Annotated in this window: 23 protein-coding genes; 4 read left to right on the plus strand and 19 right to left on the minus strand. The window is 65.5% G+C overall.

Annotation, left to right across the window (positions count from 1 at the left end):
• Nucleotides 1-45 precede the first annotated feature (45 nt).
• From KW832_RS10885 to asd, 4 genes are all read left to right on the plus strand, one after another.
• Nucleotides 46-1,044, plus strand: coding sequence for a branched-chain amino acid ABC transporter permease (locus tag KW832_RS10885; RefSeq protein WP_218299900.1), 999 nt, complete (start codon nucleotides 46-48; stop codon nucleotides 1,042-1,044).
• Nucleotides 1,037-1,810, plus strand: a complete 774-nt coding sequence (locus KW832_RS10890) for an ABC transporter ATP-binding protein (protein WP_055394062.1) — start codon at nucleotides 1,037-1,039, stop codon at nucleotides 1,808-1,810. The genes KW832_RS10885 and KW832_RS10890 overlap by 8 nt, the downstream gene beginning before the upstream one ends.
• 1 nt (nucleotide 1,811) lies before the next feature.
• Nucleotides 1,812-2,525, plus strand: a complete 714-nt coding sequence (locus KW832_RS10895; RefSeq protein ID WP_218299901.1) for an ABC transporter ATP-binding protein — start codon at nucleotides 1,812-1,814, stop codon at nucleotides 2,523-2,525.
• Between the two features lie 62 nt (nucleotides 2,526-2,587).
• The gene (asd, locus tag KW832_RS10900; RefSeq protein ID WP_218299902.1) at nucleotides 2,588-3,439 is read left to right on the plus strand and encodes an archaetidylserine decarboxylase; all 852 of its coding nucleotides are present in this window, start codon (nucleotides 2,588-2,590) and stop codon (nucleotides 3,437-3,439) included.
• 60 nt (nucleotides 3,440-3,499) lie between these two features.
• On the opposite strand, the gene KW832_RS10905 is transcribed toward asd, so the two are convergent.
• The 19 genes from KW832_RS10905 to KW832_RS10995 form a co-directional block, all read right to left on the minus strand.
• The gene (locus KW832_RS10905; protein ID WP_055394068.1) at nucleotides 3,500-3,709 is read right to left on the minus strand and encodes a hypothetical protein; all 210 of its coding nucleotides are present in this window, start codon (nucleotides 3,707-3,709) and stop codon (nucleotides 3,500-3,502) included.
• A gap of 130 nt (nucleotides 3,710-3,839) precedes the next feature.
• The gene (gene hutG, locus KW832_RS10910; protein WP_218299903.1) at nucleotides 3,840-4,658 is read right to left on the minus strand and encodes an N-formylglutamate deformylase; all 819 of its coding nucleotides are present in this window, start codon (nucleotides 4,656-4,658) and stop codon (nucleotides 3,840-3,842) included.
• Between the two features lie 21 nt (nucleotides 4,659-4,679).
• A complete protein-coding gene (locus KW832_RS10915; protein ID WP_218299904.1) occupies nucleotides 4,680-6,062 on the minus strand; it encodes a formimidoylglutamate deiminase in 1,383 nt (460 codons plus the stop codon).
• A 3-nt stretch (nucleotides 6,063-6,065) separates the two neighbouring features.
• The gene (locus tag KW832_RS10920) at nucleotides 6,066-6,905 is read right to left on the minus strand and encodes an alpha/beta fold hydrolase (RefSeq protein ID WP_218299905.1); all 840 of its coding nucleotides are present in this window, start codon (nucleotides 6,903-6,905) and stop codon (nucleotides 6,066-6,068) included.
• Entirely contained in the window at nucleotides 6,902-8,185 is a 1,284-nt protein-coding gene (hutI, locus tag KW832_RS10925) for an imidazolonepropionase (RefSeq protein ID WP_218299906.1), read from the minus strand. The genes KW832_RS10920 and hutI overlap by 4 nt, the downstream gene beginning before the upstream one ends.
• A gap of 89 nt (nucleotides 8,186-8,274) precedes the next feature.
• Entirely contained in the window at nucleotides 8,275-8,889 is a 615-nt protein-coding gene (locus KW832_RS10930) for a HutD family protein (RefSeq protein ID WP_218299907.1), read from the minus strand.
• Between the two features lie 21 nt (nucleotides 8,890-8,910).
• On the minus strand, nucleotides 8,911-9,801 hold the full coding sequence (locus tag KW832_RS10935) for a phytanoyl-CoA dioxygenase family protein (RefSeq protein ID WP_218299908.1): 891 nt from the start codon (nucleotides 9,799-9,801) through the stop codon (nucleotides 8,911-8,913).
• Nucleotides 9,802-9,862: 61 nt separating this feature from the next.
• The gene (locus tag KW832_RS10940) at nucleotides 9,863-10,657 is read right to left on the minus strand and encodes an amino acid ABC transporter ATP-binding protein (RefSeq protein ID WP_304505076.1); all 795 of its coding nucleotides are present in this window, start codon (nucleotides 10,655-10,657) and stop codon (nucleotides 9,863-9,865) included.
• Nucleotides 10,654-11,322 carry an amino acid ABC transporter permease gene (locus KW832_RS10945; protein WP_121506132.1) on the minus strand — a complete coding sequence of 223 codons (669 nt, stop codon included), beginning with the start codon at nucleotides 11,320-11,322 and terminating at the stop codon, nucleotides 10,654-10,656. Before KW832_RS10945 ends, KW832_RS10940 begins: the two co-directional genes overlap by 4 nt.
• A gap of 29 nt (nucleotides 11,323-11,351) precedes the next feature.
• On the minus strand, nucleotides 11,352-12,101 hold the full coding sequence (locus KW832_RS10950) for a glutamine ABC transporter substrate-binding protein (RefSeq protein ID WP_218299909.1): 750 nt from the start codon (nucleotides 12,099-12,101) through the stop codon (nucleotides 11,352-11,354).
• 31 nt (nucleotides 12,102-12,132) lie between these two features.
• Nucleotides 12,133-12,879: an IclR family transcriptional regulator gene (locus KW832_RS10955; protein WP_218299910.1), complete on the minus strand. Its 747-nt coding sequence runs from the start codon at nucleotides 12,877-12,879 to the stop codon at nucleotides 12,133-12,135.
• 105 nt (nucleotides 12,880-12,984) lie between these two features.
• Nucleotides 12,985-14,709, minus strand: a complete 1,725-nt coding sequence (gene hutU, locus KW832_RS10960; protein ID WP_218299911.1) for a urocanate hydratase — start codon at nucleotides 14,707-14,709, stop codon at nucleotides 12,985-12,987.
• Between the two features lie 38 nt (nucleotides 14,710-14,747).
• Complete coding sequence (gene hutH, locus KW832_RS10965; RefSeq protein ID WP_218299912.1) at nucleotides 14,748-16,289, minus strand: histidine ammonia-lyase; 1,542 nt, start codon at nucleotides 16,287-16,289, stop codon at nucleotides 14,748-14,750.
• A gap of 65 nt (nucleotides 16,290-16,354) precedes the next feature.
• Complete coding sequence (gene hutC / locus KW832_RS10970; RefSeq protein ID WP_218299913.1) at nucleotides 16,355-17,167, minus strand: histidine utilization repressor; 813 nt, start codon at nucleotides 17,165-17,167, stop codon at nucleotides 16,355-16,357.
• A 22-nt stretch (nucleotides 17,168-17,189) separates the two neighbouring features.
• Nucleotides 17,190-17,969 carry an ABC transporter ATP-binding protein gene (locus tag KW832_RS10975; RefSeq protein WP_218299914.1) on the minus strand — a complete coding sequence of 260 codons (780 nt, stop codon included), beginning with the start codon at nucleotides 17,967-17,969 and terminating at the stop codon, nucleotides 17,190-17,192.
• Nucleotides 17,966-18,802, minus strand: a complete 837-nt coding sequence (locus KW832_RS10980; protein WP_121506125.1) for an ABC transporter permease — start codon at nucleotides 18,800-18,802, stop codon at nucleotides 17,966-17,968. The genes KW832_RS10975 and KW832_RS10980 overlap by 4 nt, the downstream gene beginning before the upstream one ends.
• Nucleotides 18,803-18,825: 23 nt before the next feature.
• Nucleotides 18,826-19,791, minus strand: a complete 966-nt coding sequence (locus tag KW832_RS10985) for an ABC transporter substrate-binding protein (protein WP_121422772.1) — start codon at nucleotides 19,789-19,791, stop codon at nucleotides 18,826-18,828.
• Nucleotides 19,792-20,186: 395 nt separating this feature from the next.
• Entirely contained in the window at nucleotides 20,187-21,599 is a 1,413-nt protein-coding gene (locus KW832_RS10990; RefSeq protein WP_121420400.1) for a HAMP domain-containing sensor histidine kinase, read from the minus strand.
• A complete protein-coding gene (locus KW832_RS10995) occupies nucleotides 21,596-22,324 on the minus strand; it encodes a response regulator transcription factor (RefSeq protein WP_218299915.1) in 729 nt (242 codons plus the stop codon). The genes KW832_RS10990 and KW832_RS10995 overlap by 4 nt, the downstream gene beginning before the upstream one ends.
• Between the last annotated feature and the right edge of the window lie 10 nt (nucleotides 22,325-22,334).

Consider the following 22,334-nt stretch of genomic DNA (forward strand, 5'->3'; position numbering starts at 1 on the left):
GCGCTCTTCCCACGCCATACACGCTTCACAGCCCGGCGCCCCCCTATGAGCACCCCCCGCGCCCATATCGAAGTGTTGCCGCGCAGCGTGCAATTCGCGCTGGCACTGGGGCTGGCTGCGCTGCTGCTGTTCCCGGTCGTCGGCAGTGATTTCTACGTGCAGATGGTCACACGCATGATGATCATGGCCATCTTCGCAATGAGCCTGGATCTGCTGCAGGGCGTGACTGGCCTGGTGTCGCTGGGCCACGCCGCCTACTTTGGGGTGGCGGGCTATGCCCTCGCCTTTCTCACACCCGCCGATACGCCGGTGAGCCTCTGGTGGTCGCTGCCCCTGGCGGTGGCGGGTGCCGGGCTGGTGGCGCTGGTCATCGGCTTCTTTGTGGTCCGCACCCACGGCATCTACTTCATCATGGTCACGATGGCGTTCGCGCAGATGGTGTTCTACCTGTTCTTCGACAACAAGGTGCTGGGCGGCTCGGACGGGCTGTACATCAATTTCCGGCCCGACGCCTCCATCTTTGGCTGGCTGCCTTTTGACCTCGAAGGCCGCAAGACCTTCTACTACTTCACGCTGGCGCTGGTGGTCATCGTCTATGTACTGCTGCGCCGCCTGCTCTGGAGCCCACTGGGCCGCGCACTTTCGGGCATCCGCATCAACGAGCACCGCATGCGCGCCATGGGTTTCGGCACGCGCGGCTACAAACTCACCGCGTTCACCGTGGCGGGTGCGCTGGCAGGCCTGGCGGGCTACCTGTGGGGCGCACAGACGGGCTACGTAAACCCTGAGCTGATGGGCTTTCACATGAGCGCGCACGCCATCATGATGATCATCCTTGGCGGTATGGGCAATTTTGCGGGAGCCATCGTGGGAGCGTTCGCGTTCGAGTACCTGCTGCATGTGTTCAAGGACATCACCAAACACTGGCAACTGCTGATGGGCAGCTTCATCGTGCTGGTGGTGGTGGCAGCACCGCGCGGGTTGCTGGGCATGCTGGGGCAGCGCCGGGCCACCAAGGCGCAGGAGGATCCACACCATGGCTGACGCCCTGCTCTCGGCCCGCCAGCTCACCAAACGCTTCGGAGGCCTGGCCGCTGTCAACGGCGTATCGTTGGACCTGTGGCGTGGTCAGATCCATGCCGTGATCGGCCCCAACGGCGCGGGCAAGTCCACACTGACCAACCTGCTCTCGGGCGACCTTCCGCCGAGCGCGGGCCAAGTGCAACTTGGCAGCACCGATGTGACCGGCTGGGCGCCCGAACGCATCTCGCGCCAGGGCCTGGGGCGCAGCTACCAAAAAACCAACATCTTTTTGCCGCTCACAGTGCATGAAAACGTGCGCCTGGCCGCGCAGTCGCGCGATGCGCAGCAGCCCTGGAACCCGCTGCGCTGGTGGCAGGACACACGTGCAAACACTATCAAAAACAGCGCTACCAACGCACGCCTGGAAAGCGCTATCGAGCTTTCTGGCTTGAAAGACCGGCGCATGGCGATTGCCGGTGCCATGAGCCACGGCGAGCAGCGCCAGCTGGAGATCGCCATGACCCTGGCCACGGAGCCCCAGGTGCTGCTGCTCGACGAGCCCCTGGCGGGCATGGGCGTGGCCGAAGCGGAACGCATGGTCGAGCTGCTGCAGCGCCTCAAGCCCGCCCACGCCATCATGCTGGTGGAGCACGATATGGATGCCGTGTTTGCGCTGGCTGACCGTCTCACGGTGATGGTCAACGGCGAGGTGATTGCGCATGGCACACCGCCCGAGGTGCGCGCCGATGCCACCGTGCAGGCGGCCTACCTCGGAGAGGACCACTGAGATGACCACTCCATGGATCGATGCCAAGGGCATCCACACCTTCTACGGCAGCAGTCACATCCTGCACGGCATTGATTTCACCGTGGGCCAGGGCGAGACCATCGGCCTCATGGGCCGCAACGGCATGGGCAAGAGCACCCTGCTCAAGTCCCTGATGGGCCTGGTCAAGCCCCGCTCTGGCAGCGTGGCCGTGGCGGGCCGCGATATGACGGGCAAGCCACCCTACGAGGTGGCGCGCCTGGGAATCGCTTACGTGCCGGAAGGCCGTGGCATTTTTGGCAACCTGAGCGTGGTCGAGAACCTGCAGATGGCCGCGCGCGCCGGCACACGCGGCCAGCGCGATTGGACCTACGAGCGTGTGCTGGAGACCTTCCCGCGCCTGCAGGAGCGCCTCGGCCACGGCGGCCAGCAGCTCAGCGGTGGCGAGCAGCAGATGCTGACCATTGGCCGCGCGCTGATGACCAACCCCGACGTACTCATCCTCGACGAGGCCACCGAAGGCCTGGCCCCGCTGATCGCCCGCGAGATCTGGCGCATCTGCAGCCTGATCAAGGACAGCGGCATCAGCAGCGTCATCGTGGACAAGAACTGGAAACACGTCACGCAGATCACCGACCGCAACATCATCCTGGTCAAGGGCCAGGTGGTGTTCGAGGGCAGTTCGGACGCACTGCACGCGCAGCCGCAGTTGCTGGACCAGTACCTCGGGGTATGAGCATGCGGTCGATGGCGCCCCGCCGATAGAATCGTTCGCTTTCGTCTTCGAGGGGTTCGCCCGTGTCCGATCGCCTGGCAGTTCTGCCGCAATACCTCCTGCCCAAGCAGGCACTGACCACCCTGGCTGGCAAATTTGCGTCGGCCCAGTTGGGCGGACTGACCACCTCGGTGATCCGCCGCTTTGTGGCCCGCTATAACGTCAACATGGCCGAGGCCGCCAACCCCGACATCACCAGCTACGCATCGTTCAACGACTTCTTCACGCGTGCGTTGAAACCCGGGGCCCGCCCGCTGGCGGCGGCAGACCTGATCTGCCCCGTGGATGGCGCCATCAGCCAGTTTGGCCCCATCGCGAAGGACCAGATTTTCCAGGCCAAGGGGCACACCTACTCCACAACCGCCTTGGTGGGCGGCGATGCGGAAGCAGCAGCCCGTTTTGACAACGGCCACTTCGCCACGCTGTACCTGAGCCCGCGCGACTACCACCGCATCCACATGCCCTGCGCGGGCGAGCTGACGCGCATGGTGCATGTGCCGGGCGATCTGTTTTCGGTGAACCCGACCACGGCACGAGGTGTGCCCGGCCTGTTCGCGCGCAATGAACGCGTGGTGTGCTTTTTTGAGTCGGCCCAGGGGCCCTTTGTGCTGGTGCTGGTGGGCGCCACCATCGTGGGCAGCATGGCCACCGTGTGGCACGGGCAGGTCAACCCGCCACGCACGGGCACGCTGCGGCAGTGGGACTACGCCAAAGGCCAGGTCAGCCTGCAGCAGGGTGAAGAAATGGGCCGCTTCCTGCTCGGCTCCACGGTGGTGATGTTGTTTCCCCGGGGGACATTGCAATTCAACCCGCAGTGGGCTCCGATGCGGGCGATTCAGCTGGGCGAGGCCATGGCACAGCGCGGGGCGGTCTGAGCGACCGCAGCCTTGCGACAGGCAAAGGGTGGTAAGCACCCTGCCCTGTGCACCAGCCCGTCAGATCCGGTCCGGGACACGCGTCAGCTGAAACGCGGTGGGGGCCAGTTGCAGGGTGTCGGGGTGCACCGCAGTGTCATTGCCCACCAAGTAGATCATCAGCGCATTGCGGCGGATGACCACATGGCTGACCGTTTCGCGCTGCTGCTTCCACTGGACGGAAGCGCCAGGCTTGAAATGGGGCATGTAGTAATAGGCGGTTGGATCCATGGGGTGCGGCTCCTTCCGCTTGAGTGGGTCAACAGGGAACCCCCTCAGCGGCCTGGTGCCGACCGCTGAACCATGGTAGCACCGAACCCCCATCAACAGTGAGAGGGTTAGCTCACAAGCTTGAGCAAGCTCAAGCCTTTGATGCTGACGTGGCGAAGGCCAGCGCCGCAGTCAACATGCGCTGCAGATGGGGCTGGACGCGCGCCGCAACCTCCGGCAGATAGTCAAATGGCAAGGCCTCCTGCATGTAGCTGCACTGTGTCATTTCCAGCTGGATGGCATGCACGCCTTGCTCTGGCTGGCCGTAGTGGCGTGTGATGTGACCGCCCTTGAAACGGCCGTTGAGTACGGCGGTGTAGCCAGTGGCTTGTTGTGCAATCGACAGCAGTTCTTGCGCCAGGGCGGGGTTGCAGCTTTCGCCATTGGCCGTGCCCAGGTTCAGGTCGGGCAGCTTGCCCTCAAAAAAGCGTGGCAGTACCGAGCGGATGGAATGCGCATCCCATAGCACCGCCACGCCATGCCGGGCCCTGATGCGGTCCAGCTCGGCACGCAGTTGTGCATGGTATGGCACCCACACCGCATCGCGCCGCGCCGCCACCTCAGCATCATCCGGCACATCCCCTTGGGCGTAGATGGGCGTGTCATCAAAGGTATCGACCGGGCACAGGCAGGTGACGCTCTGGCCGGGGTACAGGCTGGTGCCGTCGGGCGGGCGGTTCAGATCGACCACATACCGCGAATGCGTGGCTACGAGGATGGAAGCCCCCAGGCCTTTGGCAAACGCATACAGTCGCTCCATATGCCAGTCGGTGTCGGGCACCTGGCGGGCCTCGTCGGTAAAGCGCGCCGCCAGCGCCGGGGGCACGTAGGTACCCGCGTGGGGCATGGACACCAGCAGCGGTGCGGTGCCCGGGTAGAGAACAAAAGGTGGTGGAGAGGTATCAGTCATCACAAATCCAAAAGTATGGGTTCAATCTGGCGCGATGGTGGCGGAACGCGCGGTCACAAACGCATGGGCAGCATCACCGTGCAGTGCGTGCCGGCCAGCAGCGATGCGCCGCTGGCCCGCCACCCACACACTGTCAATGGCGGAGGTGCGGTGGCTGCCAAACACATGGGCCGACAGCATGCTGTGCGCGGGCAGATCGCGCAGCGCCACATGCTGCGCATCGAGCGCCACCAGGTCGGCCTGCTGCCCCACTGCGATGCCGCCAATGGCGCGCCCTGCGGCCTGCGACCCGCCAGCAACGGCCTGCAAAGTCATGGCCGTCGCAACCTCGGGCTGCGCTGCATTGGCAAGCACATTGCGCTGGCGCAGCGACAGGCGCTGGCCGTATTCGAGCATCAGCAGTTCCTCGGCCGCGTTCACGCAGGCATGGCTGTCAGAGCCCACGCCCCAACGGCCGCCGTGCTGCAGCCACAGCGGCATGTCGAAGATGCCGTCGCCCAGGTTGGCTTCCGTGGTGGGGCAGATGCCAGCCACGGCACCCGTGCGGGCAGCATCGGCGTATTCCAGCGGCGTCATGTGCGTGGCATGCACCAGGCACCAGCGCTCATTCACCGGCGCGTGCTCCAGCAGCCACTGCACAGGGCGCTGGCCGCTCCAGGCAATGCAGTCATCCACCTCCTGCGTCTGCTCAGCAATGTGGATGTGGATAGGGGCCTCGGGGTTGAGCGCCGTGAGGCCCTGCACCGCAGCGGCCAGGCTGTCGGGCGGCACTGCACGCAGCGAGTGCGGTGCAAGACCCAAAACAGCCCCTTGCGCCTGTGCAGCGGGCGTGAGCCGCTCCAATAATGAGAGCATGTTGTCCGTGCTGCGGATGAACCGGGCCTGGTCTGCACGCGGCGGCTTGGCGCCAAACCCGCTGGTCTGGTACAGCACCGGCAGCAGCGTGATGCCCATGCCCGCGTTGCGCGCTGCGCGCAGCAATGCCTGCGACAGCGTGGCATCGTCGGCATACGGTGTGCCATCCTGGTCGTGGTGCACGTAATGGAACTCGCACACCGACGTGTAGCCAGCCTCCAGCATCTCCACATACAGCCAGGTGGCGATGGCCTCCAGAGACTCCGGCGTGATGCGTGCGGCAAAGCGGTACATCAGGTTGCGCCAGCTCCAGAAGCTGTCCTGGCTTTCCCCCCTGTACTCGGTGAGGCCCGCAAACGCGCGCTGGAAGGCGTGCGAATGCAGATTGGGCATACCAGGCAGCACAGGCCCTGGGGCCACGGGAGTGCCCTGTGGCACAACGGCATCCGGTGCGACGGTGCAAAGGCGCCCAGCCTCATCCCATTGCAGCAGTACATTGCGCGCCCAGCCGGTGGGCAGCAGGGCGTTCGGGACAAACAGCTCATTCATTGATCACGCTCCAGAAGGGTAGGCGCTGCGCCAGAAGGCTTCCAGTGCGTCGCAAAAAGCCTGCGGCGCCTCGTCAGACCACATATGGGTGGCCTGAGGCACCACCAGATGGCGCGCCTGCGGCACGGCACGCGCCGCAGCGCTGGCGACTTCGCCAAAGACGGGGCGTGTGTCACCGCCCTGGGCAATGCACACAGGCAGCGTGATGGCCGCCAGGTCGGTGGCAGACAGCGGCAGCGGCGGCGTCTGCGACATGATGCGCGGCAGCGTGTGCGCGTTGTCCAGTTGCAGGGCGCGCCGCTCTGCAGGCTGGCGGTCAAAGTACCCCGGCGACTGGCCCGAGGCATCCATGAGGATGCGGGTAGCAGCGGCCAGATCGCCCCGCAACACGGCCTCGGCCAGCGGGCCGTACATGAGCTGTGCATCGGCCTGAAAGCGTGCCAGCGCTTCCGGCTCCTGCAGATAGGTCGGAAAGCCTGGCTCGTACACGAACACGCTGCGCAGCCGCGTGGCGTGGTGCCGCGCCATGTACAAAGCGGCATGTGCTGAATACGACCAGGCCACCAGATGCACCGGGCCCTGGCCCCATGCGTCGATGGCACGCACCAGGTCATCCAGATGCGCGGCCAATCCAAAGGGCGGGCCATCGTCGGGCCAAGCCTCCGTACCAAAGTAGCGCAGCGTGACGGCCAGTGTGTTCCAGCGCGCAGCCAGATGGCTCTGGTGGGCCGACCACATCCGCGCATCGGCCAGCGCACCATGCACCAGCAACACAGGCGCCCCCTGCCCTTGCTGGCGCCCGGGCATGGGGCCCAAGCGCAGTTCCGATACAGCCATGCTCATGCCTCACTCCTTGCCCTTGCAATACGCCCTTGCCGCACGATGGTGCAGTCGGGCTTTTGGCCCAACCAGTAGGCCAGCTCGGCCGCCTCGCCCACAGACCACAGCACAAAATTGGCGGGCCTGCCAGAAGCGATGAGGCCGTGAGAATCTTGCAAGCCCAGCGCGCGCGCGGCATGGGTGGTGATACCAGCCAGCGCCTCGGGCACCGTCAGGCGGAACAGCGTGCAGGCCATGTTGGCCATGAGCAGCAAGCTGAGCGCTGGCGATGTGCCCGGGTTGTGGTCGGTGGACACCGCCATGGGCACGCCGGCTTCGCGCAGCTGCGCAATGGGCGGCAGGTGCGTGTCGCGCAGCGTGTAGTAGGCACCGGGCAGCAGCACGGCCACGGTGCCAGCGGCCTTCATGGCGGCGATGCCATCGGCCGACAGGTGCTCGATGTGGTCGCACGACAGTGCACCGTAACGCGCGGCCAGCGCCGCTCCGCCCATGTCCGACAGCTGCTCGGCATGCAGCTTGACGGGAATGCCCAGCTTTTGCGCAGCCTGGAAGACTTGGCTTGTCTCGGCCAGCGTGAAGGCGATGCGTTCGCAGAACACATCCACCGCATCCACCAGGCCCTCGGCGGCCAGCGCGGGCAGCATCTCCTTGCAGACCAGATCGACATAGGCTTGGCTACGGCCTGCGTACTCGGGCGGCAGCGCGTGCGCGCCCAAAAAGGTGGTGCGCACCGTCACGCCAAACGCCTCGCCCAGACGGCGGGCCACGCGCAATTGCTTGCGTTCGTGCTCCAAGGCCAGGCCGTAGCCGGACTTGATCTCGACGGCGCATACGCCTTCGGCCATCAGGGCCTGCAGGCGCGGCGCAGCCTGGTCAAAGAGTTCGTCTTCGGTGGCAACGCGCGTGGCCTTCACCGACGCCACGATGCCCCCACCCGCCTTGGCCACATCTTCATAGGTGGCACCGGCCAGGCGCATGGCGAATTCGTTGGCACGCTGGCCACCATAGACCAGGTGCGTGTGGCAGTCCACCAGCCCGGGGGTGGCGAGCGCGCCCCGCGCATCGTGGCGCGGCAATGCCTGGTAGGCGGCAGGCAACTGCGCCTCGGGCCCCACCCAGGCCATCTGGCCTTGCTGCACCACCACGCAGGCGGGCTGGCCCTCGGGCACGGGCACATCGGCCACCCACAGGCCGGGCGCGGGTTTCAGGTTCTGCCACACGCCATCGGCGTTCTGGCTGGCGGCCCATCCGTTGTGGTGACTGGGGTTATCCTTGTGTTGCATCTGCCTGCCTACCCGTGGGCTCCGTGTTGAATGCTATACAAATAATAGCTACCAGCGCTCATCCATCATGCGGTGGCGGCCATTTTTATTCAAACTTTAGGGGCTGCACCGCGCTGCAAGGCGATCCAGACCAGTGCGGGCGCATCGGCGTCGGCCCCCGCATGCAGCGGATCCAGTTGGCCCGGCGTTGCACCGCCCTCACCCGCCCACCAAAAGCCCTGCCCTGCCGCCAACGCACGCGGCCCGGCGCCCGGCGCCACCCATTGCCAATCGCCCTGCAGCACCAGGCACAGGCCCGCAGGCGTCCTGTCGGGCGACTGCGCATCGCTCACCACCTGCAGCGGGCCCTGCCACAGGCCCCGCCGCTGCATGAGGTTGAAGTCCTTGGACGTGCCGCCCAGCATGGCGCCATCCACTGCGTCGTCACCCGAAAACGCAAACGGCTGCCAGCGCTGCTCCAGCCGGTGCTCCCAGCCAGTGCTGCGCAGGTGCAGGCCATCGCCGCCCAGCAGCATGATCTGCCGGTCGATGGCCGGGAAGACCGAGAACGGACCGGGCCGGTCCACCGTGGCCAGGCTCACGCGCCACTCAAAGCTGTTCATGTCCGCGCCGGGGGGCCAGCAGGCCAGCTCCTGCGTGCTACCGCCGCCGTTCTTCCAGGGCATGCTGGGGGTGGTGGCCAGGTCAAAAAAATGCATTGCCATCGTTGTTGTCGTGTTCATCAATCAGGATGTTGCGGCAGTCTGCCCCGCGCCCGTGACCAGCAGCGGGAACAGCGGATGGTCCATCTCAGCCCCGGCAGGCAGCTCATCGGCCAGGCCCGGGAACTCGGGCGAGGTCTTCCACGGCCGGGGCGCATGGCGCGTGTCGTCGCCCAGGAACCGCACCGAGAACACGCGGCGGCGGTTAGTGCCCTCTACCCCACCGGCGGCATGCAGCGTGAGCATGTGAAAACACACCACGTCACCGGGCTCGATCTCCCAACCCACGATGGGGAATGCAGCACGGTCGGCCTCAACGTTGGGCAGGTCCTGCAGGCTGCCTTCGGGGAACCACTTCGCCTGGTTGTCCATGAAGGTGCGCGGCATGAGCCATGGGCCCTTGTGTGAACCCGCCACAAATTCCAGCGTGGCCGCACGCGACACCGGGTCCACCGGTATCCACATGCTGATGTTCTGCATGCCTTCGATGTTGTAGTACGGCTGGTCTTGGTGCCAGGGCGTGCGCTGGCGCGTGCCCGGCTCCTTCACCAGCACATGGTCGTGGTACAGCCGCACGGTGCGCGACTGCATCAGGCGCTGCGCAACCAGCGCCAGCGGTGTCTCGCGCACAAAGCGGCCAAACTGCGGGATGTCCTGCCAGTTGCAGAAGTCCTCGAAGAAGCGGCCCGGGTCATCCGGCCTGCTGGCCACTTTGGCGCGTGGGCTGGGCGCGGCCAGGTTGGCGTCGATGCCGTCGCGCAGCAAGGCCACTTCATCGGGCGTGAGCAGCTGCTTGATGCACAGCGCGCCATCGCGGTCAAAGCGGGCAATGTCGTCTGCGGTCAGGCGCTCCTGCAAGCGCTGCTGCAAGCGTGCTGGCAAGGGTGTGTCCAAAGCAGATGAAGGCTGGGGCATCGGGGTTGTCTCCTTGATTGTTATTGACCATGGTGCACCACGCCGCTCCCAGCCTCAGGCCTCAGGCGCGCGTGAGCACGGCTTGCAGGAAAGAGCGCGTGCGCTCCTGCGTCGGGTTGGTGAAGATGGTGGCAGGTTCACCGGCCTCGATGATGCCGCCGCCGTCCATCACCACCACCACGTCGCCCACCTCGCGTGCAAAGTCCATTTCGTGCGTGACCACCATCATGGTCATGCCTTCGCTGGCCAGCAGCTTCATGACCTGCAGCACCTCGCCCACCAGCTCGGGGTCCAGCGCTGAGGTGGGCTCGTCGAACAGCATCACGCGCGGCTCCATGGCCAGCGCGCGGGCAATGGCCACACGCTGCTTCTGTCCGCCCGACAGGCTGGCGGGCATGGCCGTGGCTTTGTGCGCCAGGCCCACCTTGGCCAGCAGGGCCTGGGCACGCTCCTCGGCCTCCTTGCGCGACAGGCCGTGCAGCTTGCGTGGGCCCAGCGTCACGTTGTCAAGCACCGACAGATGCGGGAACAGGTTGAACGACTGGAACACCATGCCCACCTCCTCGCGCAGCGCGTTGAGGTCATGGTCGGGCAACATGCGGCCGTCTTGCACCAGTGTGCGGCCACAAATCTCGACCGTGCCGCCTTCGGGCTGCTCCAGGCCGTTGCAGCAGCGCAAAAAAGTGCTCTTGCCCGAGCCGCTGGGCCCGATGACCACCACCACCTGCGACGGCAGCACATCAAAGTCGATGCCATTCAGCACCACGTGGCTGCCAAACGACTTGCGCAGTCCGCGAATGCGCACGATGGGCTCGGCGGACGGGCTTGCTCCGGTCATCACAGAATTTTTCTTCATTGCACCATCCCCCCGGCACGCAGGCGCAGCTCCATGCGGCGCAGCACCAACGAAGTGACACCCGTGAGGATGAAATACACCACCGCAATCGCCAGGTACACCTCCAGCGAGCGGTACGACACACTGATGATCTTCTGCCCTTCGTGCATCAGGTCGTGGATGGTGAGCAGCGACACCAGCGCCGAGTTCTTGATGAGCGCGATGAACTCATTGCCCAGTGGCGGAATCATGCGCACCACGGCCTGTGGCAGCACCACCGTGCGCATGGCCAGGCCCGACGACATGCCGATGGAACGCGCGGCCTCCATCTGCCCCTTGTCGATGGACTGGATGGCGCCGCGCACCACCTCGGACACATAGGCGCCCGAGTAGATGCCCAGGCCGATCACGCCACACACGAAGGCAGGCAGGAGGATGCCAAACTGAGGCAGGCCAAAGAACAGGATGAACAGCTGCACCAGCAGCGGCGTGCCGCGTATCGCGGCCACGTAGGCAGTGCACAGGGCGTAGACCACGCGGCGCTTGGGGTTCAGGCGGCCAATGCCCACCAGCAGGCCCATGGCGCAGCCCAGCAGCAGCGAGGCGGCCGTGATTTCCACAGTGACCAGCGCGCCCGCCAGCAACTGGGGCAACCCGGCCCAGACAGGAGAAAAATCGAGTTCCATGGCTCAGTTCGGCAACGTGTGGCTGCGGTTTACTTGGCAGCGCTGTTGCTGAACCACTTCTTGACGATGGCCGCATAGGTGCCGTCTGCCTTGAGCTTGGTGATGGCACCGTTGACGGCCTTCGTCAGCTCGGGCGTGTCCTTGCGCAGGGCCATGCCGTACTCTTCGGTGGTGAGCTGCTCGTCGAGCACGCGCAGGCCAGGACGGGTGCGCACATACTGGAACGCGGCGGGCTTGCCGGTCACGGCAGCGTCGGCGCGGCCGATGTCCACCAGGTTGAACATCTCCTGGTTCTTCTCGACCTCGACACGCTGCACCTTGGGGAATTTTTCGGTCAGGTACGACACCGACTTGGTGCCCACCTGCACGCTGACCTTCTTGCCATCCAGGTCGGCCAGCTTGTTGATGGTTTTGTTGTCGCCCTTCACCATCACCACCAGGCCGCCGGCGTAGTAGGAGTCGGTGAAGTCCACCACCTTCTTGCGCTCGTCGGTGATGTAGATGGCCGAGACCGCCATGTCAAAACGCTTGGAAATCAGGCCGGGAATCAGGCCCTTGAAGTCGATGTCCACCCACTCGACCTGCTTGCCCATTGTCTTGGCAATGGCCTCCACCAGCTCGATGTCGAAGCCCGTGCGTTTGCCGTTCTCGACAAACTCCATGGGCGGGAACGTGGCATCGGTGCCCACACGCAGGACGTTGTCCTGGGCCTGTGCACCCGTGGTGCAGAAGGCTGCGGCGGCCAGGCTGGCCAGAAGAAGGTTACGGCGAAGGTTCATGGGGAAAGCTCCTGAGGAGGGGTGAGGGAAATCAGGGAGAAGTGAGCTGGCGGGAGATGCGCGCTGCGGCGACGACGGCCATGCCGGTGAGCGCGGCCTCCTGCCCTTGGGCTCGCAATATCGGGGCCATCAGGGTGATGGCCCCTGCAGCCTGCCGGGGAGATCCGAACACGGGCACGCTGACACCCCAGACACCGGCATCCACTTCGCCAGAGCTGACGGCGTAACCCGCCTTGGCAATGCCCTCCAGCTCGGACAGCGCCGCCTGGCGCTCAGCAGTGTCTGCGCCGTAGTGCAGGTCCAGAATGGCATTGCGCGTAGCCGGTGCCACATGGGCAAGCAGACACTTGGCGGAGGCACCCGCGCGCAGCGGCACGCTGCGCCCTTTTTCAAACGAGCAGCGCAGGGCCTGCGTGCTGTCCACCATGTCCAGGCACACCACGCTGTCGTTCACCGCCACCACCAGCCCCACGCTCTCGTGGGACTGCCGGGCCAGGGCCTGCATGTCCGGCCGCGCGTGGTGCACCAGGTGCGACGCCATGTCAAAGCCCAGGGCCAGTTGCAGGCTCAGCGGCCCGGGCGCGTAGTGCCCGCTGTTCTCCAGCACAAAGCCCCACTGCTTGAGCCGCGCCAACTGGCGGTACAGCGTGCTGCGCGCCAGCCCCGTGGCCTCCATCAACTCGGCCGCCGACATGGGCTGCCCATGTTGCGCCAGCACCGCCAGCACGTGCAGAACACGGTCGGCGGCGGCAACGGAGGTGGGTCCACGGGTGGGCATGGACTCAGTATCAAAGGATTGCAGCGGCATTCAAACCCAGCATTCCCAACGACTGGGAATGCAGTTCCCTTTTTTCACATTCCTGTCATTCCCTCCTTCGCCCCTTCACTTCACCATGGGCAGCTTCAGGCCCTGCTTCTTGGCCGTCTCCACCGCCAGTTCGTAGCCAGCATCGGCATGGCGCATCACGCCGCTGCCGCAGTCGTTGACCAGCACGCGCGCCAGGCGCTCGGCTGCCGCATCGGTGCCATCGGCCACGATGACCATGCCCGAGTGCTGTGAGTAGCCCATGCCCACGCCACCGCCGTGGTGCAGGCTGACCCAGGTGGCCCCGCCTGCGGTGTTGAGCAGTGCGTTGAGCAGCGGCCAGTCGCTCACGGCGTCGGTGCCGTCCTTCATGGCTTCGGTCTCGCGGTTGGGGCTGGCCACGCTGCCGGTGTCCAGGTGGTCACGGCCGATGACGATGGGGGCCTTCAGATCGCCGTTCTTCACCATCTCGTTGAAGGCCAGGCCTGCAATGTGGCGCTCGCCCAGGCCCAGCCAGCAGATGCGCGCGGGCAGGCCCTGGAAAGCAATGCGCTCGCCGGCCATATCGAGCCAGCGGTGCACGTGTTTGTTCTCGGGGAACAGCTCCTTGATCTTGGCGTCGGTCTTGCGGATGTCTTCCGGGTCACCCGACAGCGCCACCCAGCGGAACGGGCCCTTGCCTTCGCAGAACAGCGGGCGGATGTACGCGGGCACAAAGCCGGGGAAGTCGAATGCGTCCTTCACGCCTTCGTCCAACGCCACCTGGCGGATGTTGTTGCCGTAGTCCACCACCGGGATGCCCATGTGCTGGAAGTCGAGCATGGCCTGCACGTGCACGGCGCAGGACTTGGCAGCGGCCTTCTTCAGCACCTCGTGCTGCGTCACGTCCTGCTGTGCGGCACGCCACTGGGCCACCGACCAGCCTGCAGGCAGGTAGCCGTTGACGAGGTCATGGGCCGAGGTCTGGTCGGTCACGAGGTCGGGCTTGAGGCCACCGGCCTTCGCGCGGCGCACCAGCTCGGGCAGAATGTCTGCGGCATTGCCCAGCAGCGCAATCGACACGGCCTCTTTGGCTGCGGTGTGCTGCTGGATCAGCTCAAACGCATGGTCGATGTCGCGCGCCTGCTTGTCCACGTAGCGCGTGCGCAAACGGAAGTCGATGCTGCTTTGCTGGCATTCAATGTTGAGCGACACCGCTCCCGCAAACGTGGCCGCGAGCGGCTGTGCACCGCCCATGCCGCCCAGGCCTGCGGTCAGGATCCACTTGCCTTCGAGCGACCCGCCATAGTGCTTGCGGCCCGCCTCGGCAAAGGTTTCGTACGTGCCCTGGACGATGCCCTGCGTGCCGATGTAGATCCAGCTGCCTGCCGTCATCTGGCCGTACATGAACAGGCCCTTCTGGTCCAGCTCGCTGAAGTGTTCCCAGTTGGCCCACTTGGGCACGAGGTTGGAGTTGGCCAGCAGCACGCGCGGTGCATTGGCGTGGGTCTTGAACACGCCCACGGGCTTGCCGGACTGGATGAGCAGGGTCTCGTCGTCGTTCAGGTCCTTGAGCGACGCGAGGATCTGGTCAAAACACTCCCAGTTGCGCGCGGCACGGCCAATGCCGCCGTACACCACCAGGTCTTGCGGGCGCTCGGCCACTTCGGCGTCCAGGTTGTTCTGGATCATGCGATAGGCCGCTTCGGTGAGCCAGCTCTTGCAGGTGAGCTGGCTGCCACGCGGCGCGCGGATCACGCGGCTGGCGTCGTGGCGGGGGTCGGTGTTGGAGGCGGCGGCGATGATGGCGTCGTTGGCATTCATGGTGGGCTCCTGTGAATCAGTGGGTGTGCGTAAAAAAATCAGGCGAAGCTGGGCAGGCATTGCGTGAGCGCGGCAGGCCATGTGGACTGCTGGGCCCATGCGCGCATGGCTTCGATGTCGGTGGCAAGGTAGCGGTCTTGCTCCAGGTAGGCCACGCGCTCGCGGATGGCGGCGAACTGTGCTTCGACGAGCGGAGAGGATTTCAAGCTGCGGTCGAACTCCATGCCCTGCGCAGCGGCCATGGCCTCGATGCCCACCATCACGGCCGCGTTGCGCACCATGTCGCCCAGTCGGCGTGCGCCGTAGGTGGCCATGGAGACATGGTCCTCCTGGTTGGCCGATGTGGGCAGACTGGTCACGCTGCTGGGGTTGGCCAAGCACTGGTTCTCGGCTGCCAGCGCGGCGGCGGTGACCTGGGCGATCATGAAGCCGGAGTTCACGCCACTGTCGCGGATCAGGAAAGCCGGCAGGCCCGAAAGGCCCGGGTCCAGCAGCAGCGACAGACGGCGCTCGGAGATGGCGCCGATCTCGGCCACGGCGAGCGCAATGATGTCGGCCACAAAGGCGACCGGCTCGGCGTGGAAGTTGCCGCCGGAGATCACGTCGCCGTTGTCGAACACCAGGGGGTTGTCCGACGCGGCGTTCGCCTCGATGGTGAGCACGCGCGCGGCGTGGTGCAGGTTGTCCAGGCACGCGCCCATCACCTGCGGCACGCAGCGAATGGAGTACGGGTCTTGCACGCGGCCGCAGTTGGGGTGCGATGGGTCGATGGCGCTGCCGTCGAGCAAGGCGCGCACAGCGGCCGCCACGGCAATCTGCCCGGCCTGGCCGCGCGCTTCGTGGATGCGCGCATCAAAGGGCTTGACCGAACCCTTGATGGCTTCGAGCGACAGGCAGCCCGCGACCAGCGCGGCAGCGAACACGCTCTCCGCGCCAAACAGCCCGGCCAGCGCGAGTGAGGTGGACACCTGCGTGCCGTTGAGCAGCGCCAGCCCTTCCTTGGGACCCAGCACAAACGGCTGCAAACCGATGGAGCGCATGGCCTCCGCCCCCGACACCACCTTGCCATCCACCTTGGCCTGCCCTTCCCCGATTAGCACACAGGCCAAGTGGGCGAGCGGCGCCAGGTCACCCGATGCGCCGACGGAGCCCTTGGCCGGAATAACAGGAAGCACATTGGCGTTGGCCATGGCCAGCAGCGCATCCACGATCTCGGGCCGGATGCCCGAATGGCCACGCGCCAGGCTGATGGCCTTGGTCGCAAGGATGAGGCGCACCACATCGTCCGCAAGCGCATCGCCCGTGCCCACGCTGTGCGACAGCACCAGGTTGCGCTGCAACTCGGCCAGGCGCTCGTGCGCAATCTTGGTGCTGGCGAGCTTGCCAAAGCCGGTGTTGATGCCATAGACCACCTGGTCTTCGTCCACGATACGCTGCACCGTGGCCAGCGACGCCTGCATGAGGGCCCGCGCGGACGGGTCCAGCGACAATTGCACGGGCGCGGCATAGATGCTGCGCAGCGCGGCCAACGACACATGGCCGGGGAGCAGGGTCAGTGAGGAAGTGGTGGCTTTTGTCATGGCGTTGATCCTGTATATACAAGTAGGTACAAGCGAAAAAATCTGGGGCTTTTGACCAACAGCCATCAACCGGCGACGGGGTTGCCGTCGGCTCGGAAGCGGCTGCCCAAACGGTAGCGGGTGGCAGGGTGCAAACACCGCACCACGGTGATGGGCACCCCGCGCGACCAGGTGCGGCGGGTGAGCAGCAGGCAGGGCTCCTGCGGAGACATCTCCAGCAGCGTGGCCTGCTCCGCGGTGGGCATGACGGCATCGACCACATGCTCGATCTGGTCGAAGGGCACGTTGCGCACCAGGTATTCGGAGGGCTGCAGTTGCGTGAAGTCCTGCGCGGCGAACTGAGGCACCTGGCGCGGGTTCACATGGCGGTCTTCGAGCTGCACAGGCAGGCCATCTTCGCGGTGGATGCACAGCGAGTGGAACACCGACTCGCCCGTGCGCAGGTCCAGCGCGGCGGCCACTTCGAGCGTTGCCGAGATGCGCTCTACCGCCAGCACGTCGCAGCGGTAGTCGTGCCCGCGCTGGCGGATCTCGCTCGCGAGGTTGGCGATCTGCAGCAGCGTGGACTGCGGCTTGTCTTCGGCCACAAAGCTGCCCACGCCCGCCACGCGCACGATGCGGCCCTGCTCCACCAGCTCACGCAGCGCGCGGTTCACCGTCATGCGCGAGATGCCGAACTGGGTGACCAGCTCGTTCTCGGACGGCAAGCGGTCGCCCGCGCGCCAGATGCCCTCCTGGATCTTGCGCGAGATGTGGTCCTTGACCTGCTCGTACAGCGCCATGGCCTGCGCGGGCGCAGCCACCGCAGCCACGGCCTTGGCGGGCGTGGCACTGCGGGGTGCAGTGGCGGCGGTGCGGCGGGAAGGACGGGCGCTCATGGTAGGAAGCAGTCAGTCAGGCTCAATGCAGATCCGCTGCCATGGATTCGGCGCGGATCTCCTCCGTCAGGCGCGCCTTGAGGTCCATGAACTCGGGACTGGTCTTGATCGTGTAATGGCGCGGGTGCGGCAAGTCCACCGCCAGCTCGGTCTTGATGCGACCGGGCCGGGCGCTGAACACGGCCACGCGGTTGGCCATGAAGATGGCTTCGTCGATGTCGTGGGTGACAAACAGCACGGTCTTGCGCTCGGCCTCCCAGATGCCCAGCAGCAGCTCTTGCATGAGCACGCGGGTCTGGTTGTCGAGCGCGCCGAAGGGCTCGTCCATCAGCAAAATCTTGGGGTCGTTGGCCAGCGCGCGCGCAATGGCGGTGCGCTGTTGCATGCCACCCGACAGCTGCTTGGGAAAGTGCTGCTCAAAGCCGCGCAGCCCCACCTTGGCGATGAAGTACGCGGCGCGCTCTTTCTGCTGCGCCTCGGGCATACCCCGCTCGCGCAGGCCAAAGCGGATGTTCTGCTCGATGGTGAGCCAGGGGAACAGCGTGTAGCTCTGGAAGACCATGCCGCGCTCGGCGCCGGGGCCTTCGACCGGCGCGCCATCCAGCAGCACGCGGCCGCTGGTGGCGTGGTCCAGCCCTGCCACGATGCGCAGCAGCGTGGATTTGCCGCAGCCCGAGGGGCCGAGGATGGTGACGAAATCGTTGTCCTGCACTTCAAAGTCGACCGGCAGCAGGGCCTGTGTACGCTGGCCCTTGGCGGTCTCGAAGATGCGGGAAACAGCTTGTATGGAAACGCGGCTCATCGCACAAAACTCCAGGCAAACAGACGGTGGTTGAGCGCCTTGAAGGCGAAATCGGACACCAGCCCGATAAGGCCGATGACGATGATGCCGAAGATGATCTGGCCGGTGTTGAGCAGCGACTGGCTGTCGGTGATCATGTGGCCGATGCCGCTCGACGATCCGATCAACTCAGCCACGATCACATACGTCCAGGCCCAGCCCAGCACCAGGCGCAGGGTTTCCGCAATGTCGGGGGCAGCACCGGGGATGAGCACCCGCGTGACGATGCCCTTGTGGCCCGCGCCCAGGGTGTAGGCAGCCTCTACCAGGTCGCGCCGCGCGCCGCCTACGGTCACGGCCACCATCAGCGTGATCTGGAAGACCGAGCCGATGAAGATGACGAGGATCTTCTGAGCCTCGCCAATGCCCGCCCACAGGATCAGCAGCGGGATGAAGGCCGAGGCTGGCAGATAGCGGCAAAACGAAATGAAGGGCTCAAAGAACGCCTCGATGCCCTTGTAAGCACCCATGGCAATGCCCAGCGGCACGGCGATGACTGCGGCCAGGATGAAGCCGCCGAACACACGCCACACCGTCATGCCGATGTCCTTGTGAAAGCCATACTCTGCAAACAGCAGCCAGCCCTCCTTGGCCATGGTGACGGGGCTGGCCAAAAACGTGGGCGACACATAGCCGCCCAGCGTGAAAAACGCCCACACCAGCACAAACAACACAAAAAAACCAAAGCCCAGCAACCAACGGGCGCGGGCACTCACAGGCTCCAGTGGAGCCAGTGAACGCCGCCGCACAGGGGCTTTTGGCGCGGTAACGGACAGGGGTTGCACGGCAGACATGGCGCGTTCTTCTTCCAGTTTTTTTACTTGATGAAGCTCGCGTCGAAGGTGACCGCCAGGTCTTCATTCGCCTTGCGAATGATGCCGGCCTCCAGCAGGATGGCCGTGGCGTCCTTCATAAAAGCCTGCAGTTCGCCCGCAAAGAACTTCTGGTTGGCAGCCTTGTCCTGCCAGCGCAGGAAGGACGACGACTTGGCGAACTGCTCGCCCGTCTGCTTGACCGCAGCGCCCATGATCTCGTTGGACTTGGTCGGGTCGGCCTTGATCATGTCGAGCGCCTGGAAGTACGAGTTGGCGAGCGCCTGCGCGGCCTTGCCGTTGGCCTTGAGCCAGGTGGGGTCGCAGCCCACGGTGTCCATCACCATGGGGTAGTCGAGCGTGGTGGCCAAAATCTTGCCCGAGGCGGGGTTGTCGCGCACGGTGGACAGGTAGGGCTCATACGTCATGGCGGCGTCGTTCTGGCCCGCCACGAAGGCCTGCGCGGCCGCCTGGGGCGACAGCGTGGTGGTCTTCACGTCCTTGAGGCTCATGCCGTTCTTGCTCAGCATCCAGGCCAGGCCGAAGTAAGGCGCGGTGCCGGGCGCATCCACGCCGATGGTCTTGCCTTTGAGATCTGCAAAGCTCTTGATATCGCCACGCACCGCAATGCCGTCGGCGCCGTAGGACTTGTCCATCTGGAAGATCTGCACGATGGGCACGCCGTTGGCGTTCCAGGCCACATGCGTCTCGACCGTAGTGGCAGCGCACTGGATGGACTTGGAGGCCAGGGCCAGGTGGCGGTCCTTCTGCGGGATCATCTTGATCTCCACATCAAGGCCGTTCTTCTTGAAGATGCCGGCCTTGTCGGCGAGGGTGAGCGGCGCAAAGCCCGTCCAGCCGGACATGCCCAGCACAATCTTGGTGTCCTGCGCCTGGGCCGGTGCGGCCAGTGCCATCACGCATGCCGTTGCCGCTGCCAGCGACGTCCATTTCGCAACCGATCGAGTCATCATCTGCTCCTGTGTGAAGAAAGTTCGTTGGCCCACCCAGCCGGGACGCCTGCGTGCCGGTTGCCATGATGACAGCCGGAGCATACCTGTATATACAGGGTAAACGCTAGGCCCTCACCATGTGCGGAGGTAGTGCCAGGGTTGAGCAAGATCGGGGCCAGCTGATCTGGCTTGGCGGCTTGGGTCTCCATGGGCCGGGCAATTTCACTATTAAAATAATAGCTATTAGCGCTTACCCATAAAGCGCTAGCAGCCATTTCAGGCATTATTTTGACACCTACCGCAAAGCACAGGGCTGCCAGGGCGGGTTGGAGCAGCACCCGTTGCGCCATCTCGATGCAGGCCACAAGCGCACCAACCGTGTGCGCCAGATATCGGCGTGGACTGCGCCGCGCTCAGCCTGGCGCGCCAGCAGTTGCCTGTGCCGCACCGTCAGGACACGGCAAGCGCGCCGTGACTCTCAGGCCCGGTTCCGCATTGCGCACCAGCAGGGTGCCGCCGTGGGCCTGCGTGACCAGGCGGCACAGGTACAGCCCCAGCCCTACCCCCCCTGTGGTGCGCTGGCGCGCCGTGTCGGGGCGGTAGAACGCCTGGGCCAGATGCGGCAGATGCGCAGGCGGCACGCCGGGGCCGTGGTCCCGCACTTCGATCTCCACCACGCCTTCGTTCATTCGCAGTTCGATCTGCGGCGGCTGGGCTGCGGGGTCGTTGTGGCGCAGGCTGTTGTCCAGCAGATTGCGCATCAGCAGGCGCACACGGGACCGGTCGAGCATGCAGGTGGGCAAAGTGCCGGGCACAAGCAGCGTGATCGCTGTTGCCCCAGGGTGGCGCACTTCCAGTTCCGCCACCACCTCACGCGCCAGCTCGGCCAGGTCAGTGGGCTCGCGGTGCAGGGCCGCATGACGCCCGGCCAGGCGCTCGCTTTCGAGCAAGTCGGTAATGAGCCGTGCCATTTCACCCAAGTCGCGCATAAGGGCTGCGCGCTGGGCAAGCACATCGGGCGATTCGGGCAACAGCTCGGTGTTCAGGCGCGCCCTCGTGAGCGGGCTGCGCAGCTCGTGGCTCATGGCCAGCAGCAGCGCCCGCTTGGCCTCCAGCATCTGGTGGATGTCTTCGCCCATGGTGTTGATGGTGCCCGCCAGCTGTCCCAGCTCATCGGGCCGGTGCGCGTGGCGCACCGGAATAGGTTCGCCAAAGTCGCCATTGCCAAAGCGCCGCGCACCATGCCGGATGTCGTCCAGGGGCCGCAACAGGTGGCGCACATACACAAATGCCAGCGCTGTGAGCAACAGCAACACCGTGAGCGTGCCCCAGGCGATGCGCGGGCGCTTGTCCCACGACAGCGCGTTCAGCCCGAATTCGATGTGGTGGCCATCTGCCGTGGTGCGCTGCAGTAGGCGGTAGCCGGTGTCATCGCGGCTCCAGTGGTCCTGGCGCTGGACCTTGTCGCTCATCCAGTCCGGGCGCGGCCGATCGGGGTGCGAATCCCAGTGGATCTGCGGCCCGTCGATGCGCAGCGTCACCGGAAGCCGGTCGGCAATGGCCTGTGCCCGCTCGATGCTGGGCGGGCTGCCAATCTCAGCGGTGAGGCGGTCCACATAGTCCATCAGCAGCGGACGTGCGGCCTCCTTCCAGCCCAGGGCAACCACCTTCTGCATGCCACCCATGAAGACCACGGCCACGGTCACGGCCAGTGCCATGAACACCAGCACCAGGCGGATGCGCAGCGAATACCCGACGGCATCGCGCGCACGTCGGTGCCATGGGCAGGCGGGATCGTGCCCGAGCTGTGAATCGGAGGGCTTCATGGCCAGGTCGATGCCGAAGAAGGGGCGCCAGGCGGAGCACTGGCCGCCCTGCGCAGTGCCAGCGAATAGCCCGCGTTGCGCAGCGTCTTGATGCAGTCCAGCGGCTCCAGCTTCTTGCGCAGGCGGCTGACCACAATATCGACCGCGCGCGTATACAGCTCGGCCTCATGCCCGCGCAGCTGGTTGAGGATGTCGTCGCGGCTGAACACCTTGCCAGGCTCCCGGGCCAACAGGTGCAGCAGGTCGAATTCGGTGCCCGTCAGCTCCAACGCCACCCCCTGGCGCAACACGCTGCGGCGGGCTGCATCAATGCTCAGGCCTTCAAACTCCAACGTGGCACCCGAGCCGTTCCCGGGCGCGCTGGCCCGGCGGCGGCGCAGCACGGTCTGCAGTCGAGCCACCAATTCACGCGGCTCAAAAGGCTTGGGCAGGTAGTCATCGGCTCCCAGCTCCAGCCCCACCACCCGGTCCATCACCTCGCCCCGGGCGGTCAGCATCACGATGGGCAGATCGCCCTGCTTGCGAATGGTGCGGCACAGCTCAAACCCGTCCATTTCGGGCAGCATGACATCCAGGATGGCGGCATCAAATCCGCCTGTCGCCAGCTGGGCAAGCCCGTCGCTCGGTTTGAGGGCATGGATCAACTCCAGCTCGAACCGTTGGAAGTAGGTGGCCAGTGGCGGGCCCAGCTGTGCGTCGTCGTCAATAAGCAGGATGCGGTACATGCGCAATTCT

The sequence above is a fragment of the Acidovorax sp. sif0632 genome, assembly GCF_019218805.1.
Taxonomy (GTDB): Bacteria; Pseudomonadota; Gammaproteobacteria; order Burkholderiales; family Burkholderiaceae_C; genus Acidovorax; species Acidovorax facilis.

Coding starts and splice junctions, on each gene's coding strand:
- hutH (WP_218299912.1), bottom strand. CDS start 16,289: ATGACAAAAGCCACCACTTCCTCACTGACCCTGCTCCCCGGCCATGTG.
- hutG (WP_218299903.1), bottom strand. CDS start 4,658: ATGACTGATACCTCTCCACCACCTTTTGTTCTCTACCCGGGCACCGCA.
- hutI (WP_218299906.1), bottom strand. CDS start 8,185: ATGCAACACAAGGATAACCCCAGTCACCACAACGGATGGGCCGCCAGC.
- KW832_RS10890 (WP_055394062.1), top strand. CDS start 1,037: ATGGCTGACGCCCTGCTCTCGGCCCGCCAGCTCACCAAACGCTTCGGA.
- KW832_RS10905 (WP_055394068.1), bottom strand. CDS start 3,709: ATGGATCCAACCGCCTATTACTACATGCCCCATTTCAAGCCTGGCGCT.
- KW832_RS10920 (WP_218299905.1), bottom strand. CDS start 6,905: ATGAGCATGGCTGTATCGGAACTGCGCTTGGGCCCCATGCCCGGGCGC.
- KW832_RS10885 (WP_218299900.1), top strand. CDS start 46: ATGAGCACCCCCCGCGCCCATATCGAAGTGTTGCCGCGCAGCGTGCAA.
- KW832_RS10985 (WP_121422772.1), bottom strand. CDS start 19,791: ATGACTCGATCGGTTGCGAAATGGACGTCGCTGGCAGCGGCAACGGCA.
- KW832_RS10930 (WP_218299907.1), bottom strand. CDS start 8,889: ATGGCAATGCATTTTTTTGACCTGGCCACCACCCCCAGCATGCCCTGG.
- KW832_RS10975 (WP_218299914.1), bottom strand. CDS start 17,969: ATGAGCCGCGTTTCCATACAAGCTGTTTCCCGCATCTTCGAGACCGCC.
- KW832_RS10940 (WP_304505076.1), bottom strand. CDS start 10,657: ATGAAGAAAAATTCTGTGATGACCGGAGCAAGCCCGTCCGCCGAGCCC.
- KW832_RS10980 (WP_121506125.1), bottom strand. CDS start 18,802: ATGTCTGCCGTGCAACCCCTGTCCGTTACCGCGCCAAAAGCCCCTGTG.
- KW832_RS10950 (WP_218299909.1), bottom strand. CDS start 12,101: ATGAACCTTCGCCGTAACCTTCTTCTGGCCAGCCTGGCCGCCGCAGCC.
- KW832_RS10915 (WP_218299904.1), bottom strand. CDS start 6,062: ATGAATGAGCTGTTTGTCCCGAACGCCCTGCTGCCCACCGGCTGGGCG.
- KW832_RS10945 (WP_121506132.1), bottom strand. CDS start 11,322: ATGGAACTCGATTTTTCTCCTGTCTGGGCCGGGTTGCCCCAGTTGCTG.
- hutC (WP_218299913.1), bottom strand. CDS start 17,167: ATGAGCGCCCGTCCTTCCCGCCGCACCGCCGCCACTGCACCCCGCAGT.
- KW832_RS10935 (WP_218299908.1), bottom strand. CDS start 9,801: ATGCCCCAGCCTTCATCTGCTTTGGACACACCCTTGCCAGCACGCTTG.
- hutU (WP_218299911.1), bottom strand. CDS start 14,709: ATGAATGCCAACGACGCCATCATCGCCGCCGCCTCCAACACCGACCCC.
- KW832_RS10990 (WP_121420400.1), bottom strand. CDS start 21,599: ATGAAGCCCTCCGATTCACAGCTCGGGCACGATCCCGCCTGCCCATGG.
- KW832_RS10955 (WP_218299910.1), bottom strand. CDS start 12,879: ATGCCCACCCGTGGACCCACCTCCGTTGCCGCCGCCGACCGTGTTCTG.
- KW832_RS10895 (WP_218299901.1), top strand. CDS start 1,812: ATGACCACTCCATGGATCGATGCCAAGGGCATCCACACCTTCTACGGC.
- KW832_RS10995 (WP_218299915.1), bottom strand. CDS start 22,324: ATGTACCGCATCCTGCTTATTGACGACGACGCACAGCTGGGCCCGCCA.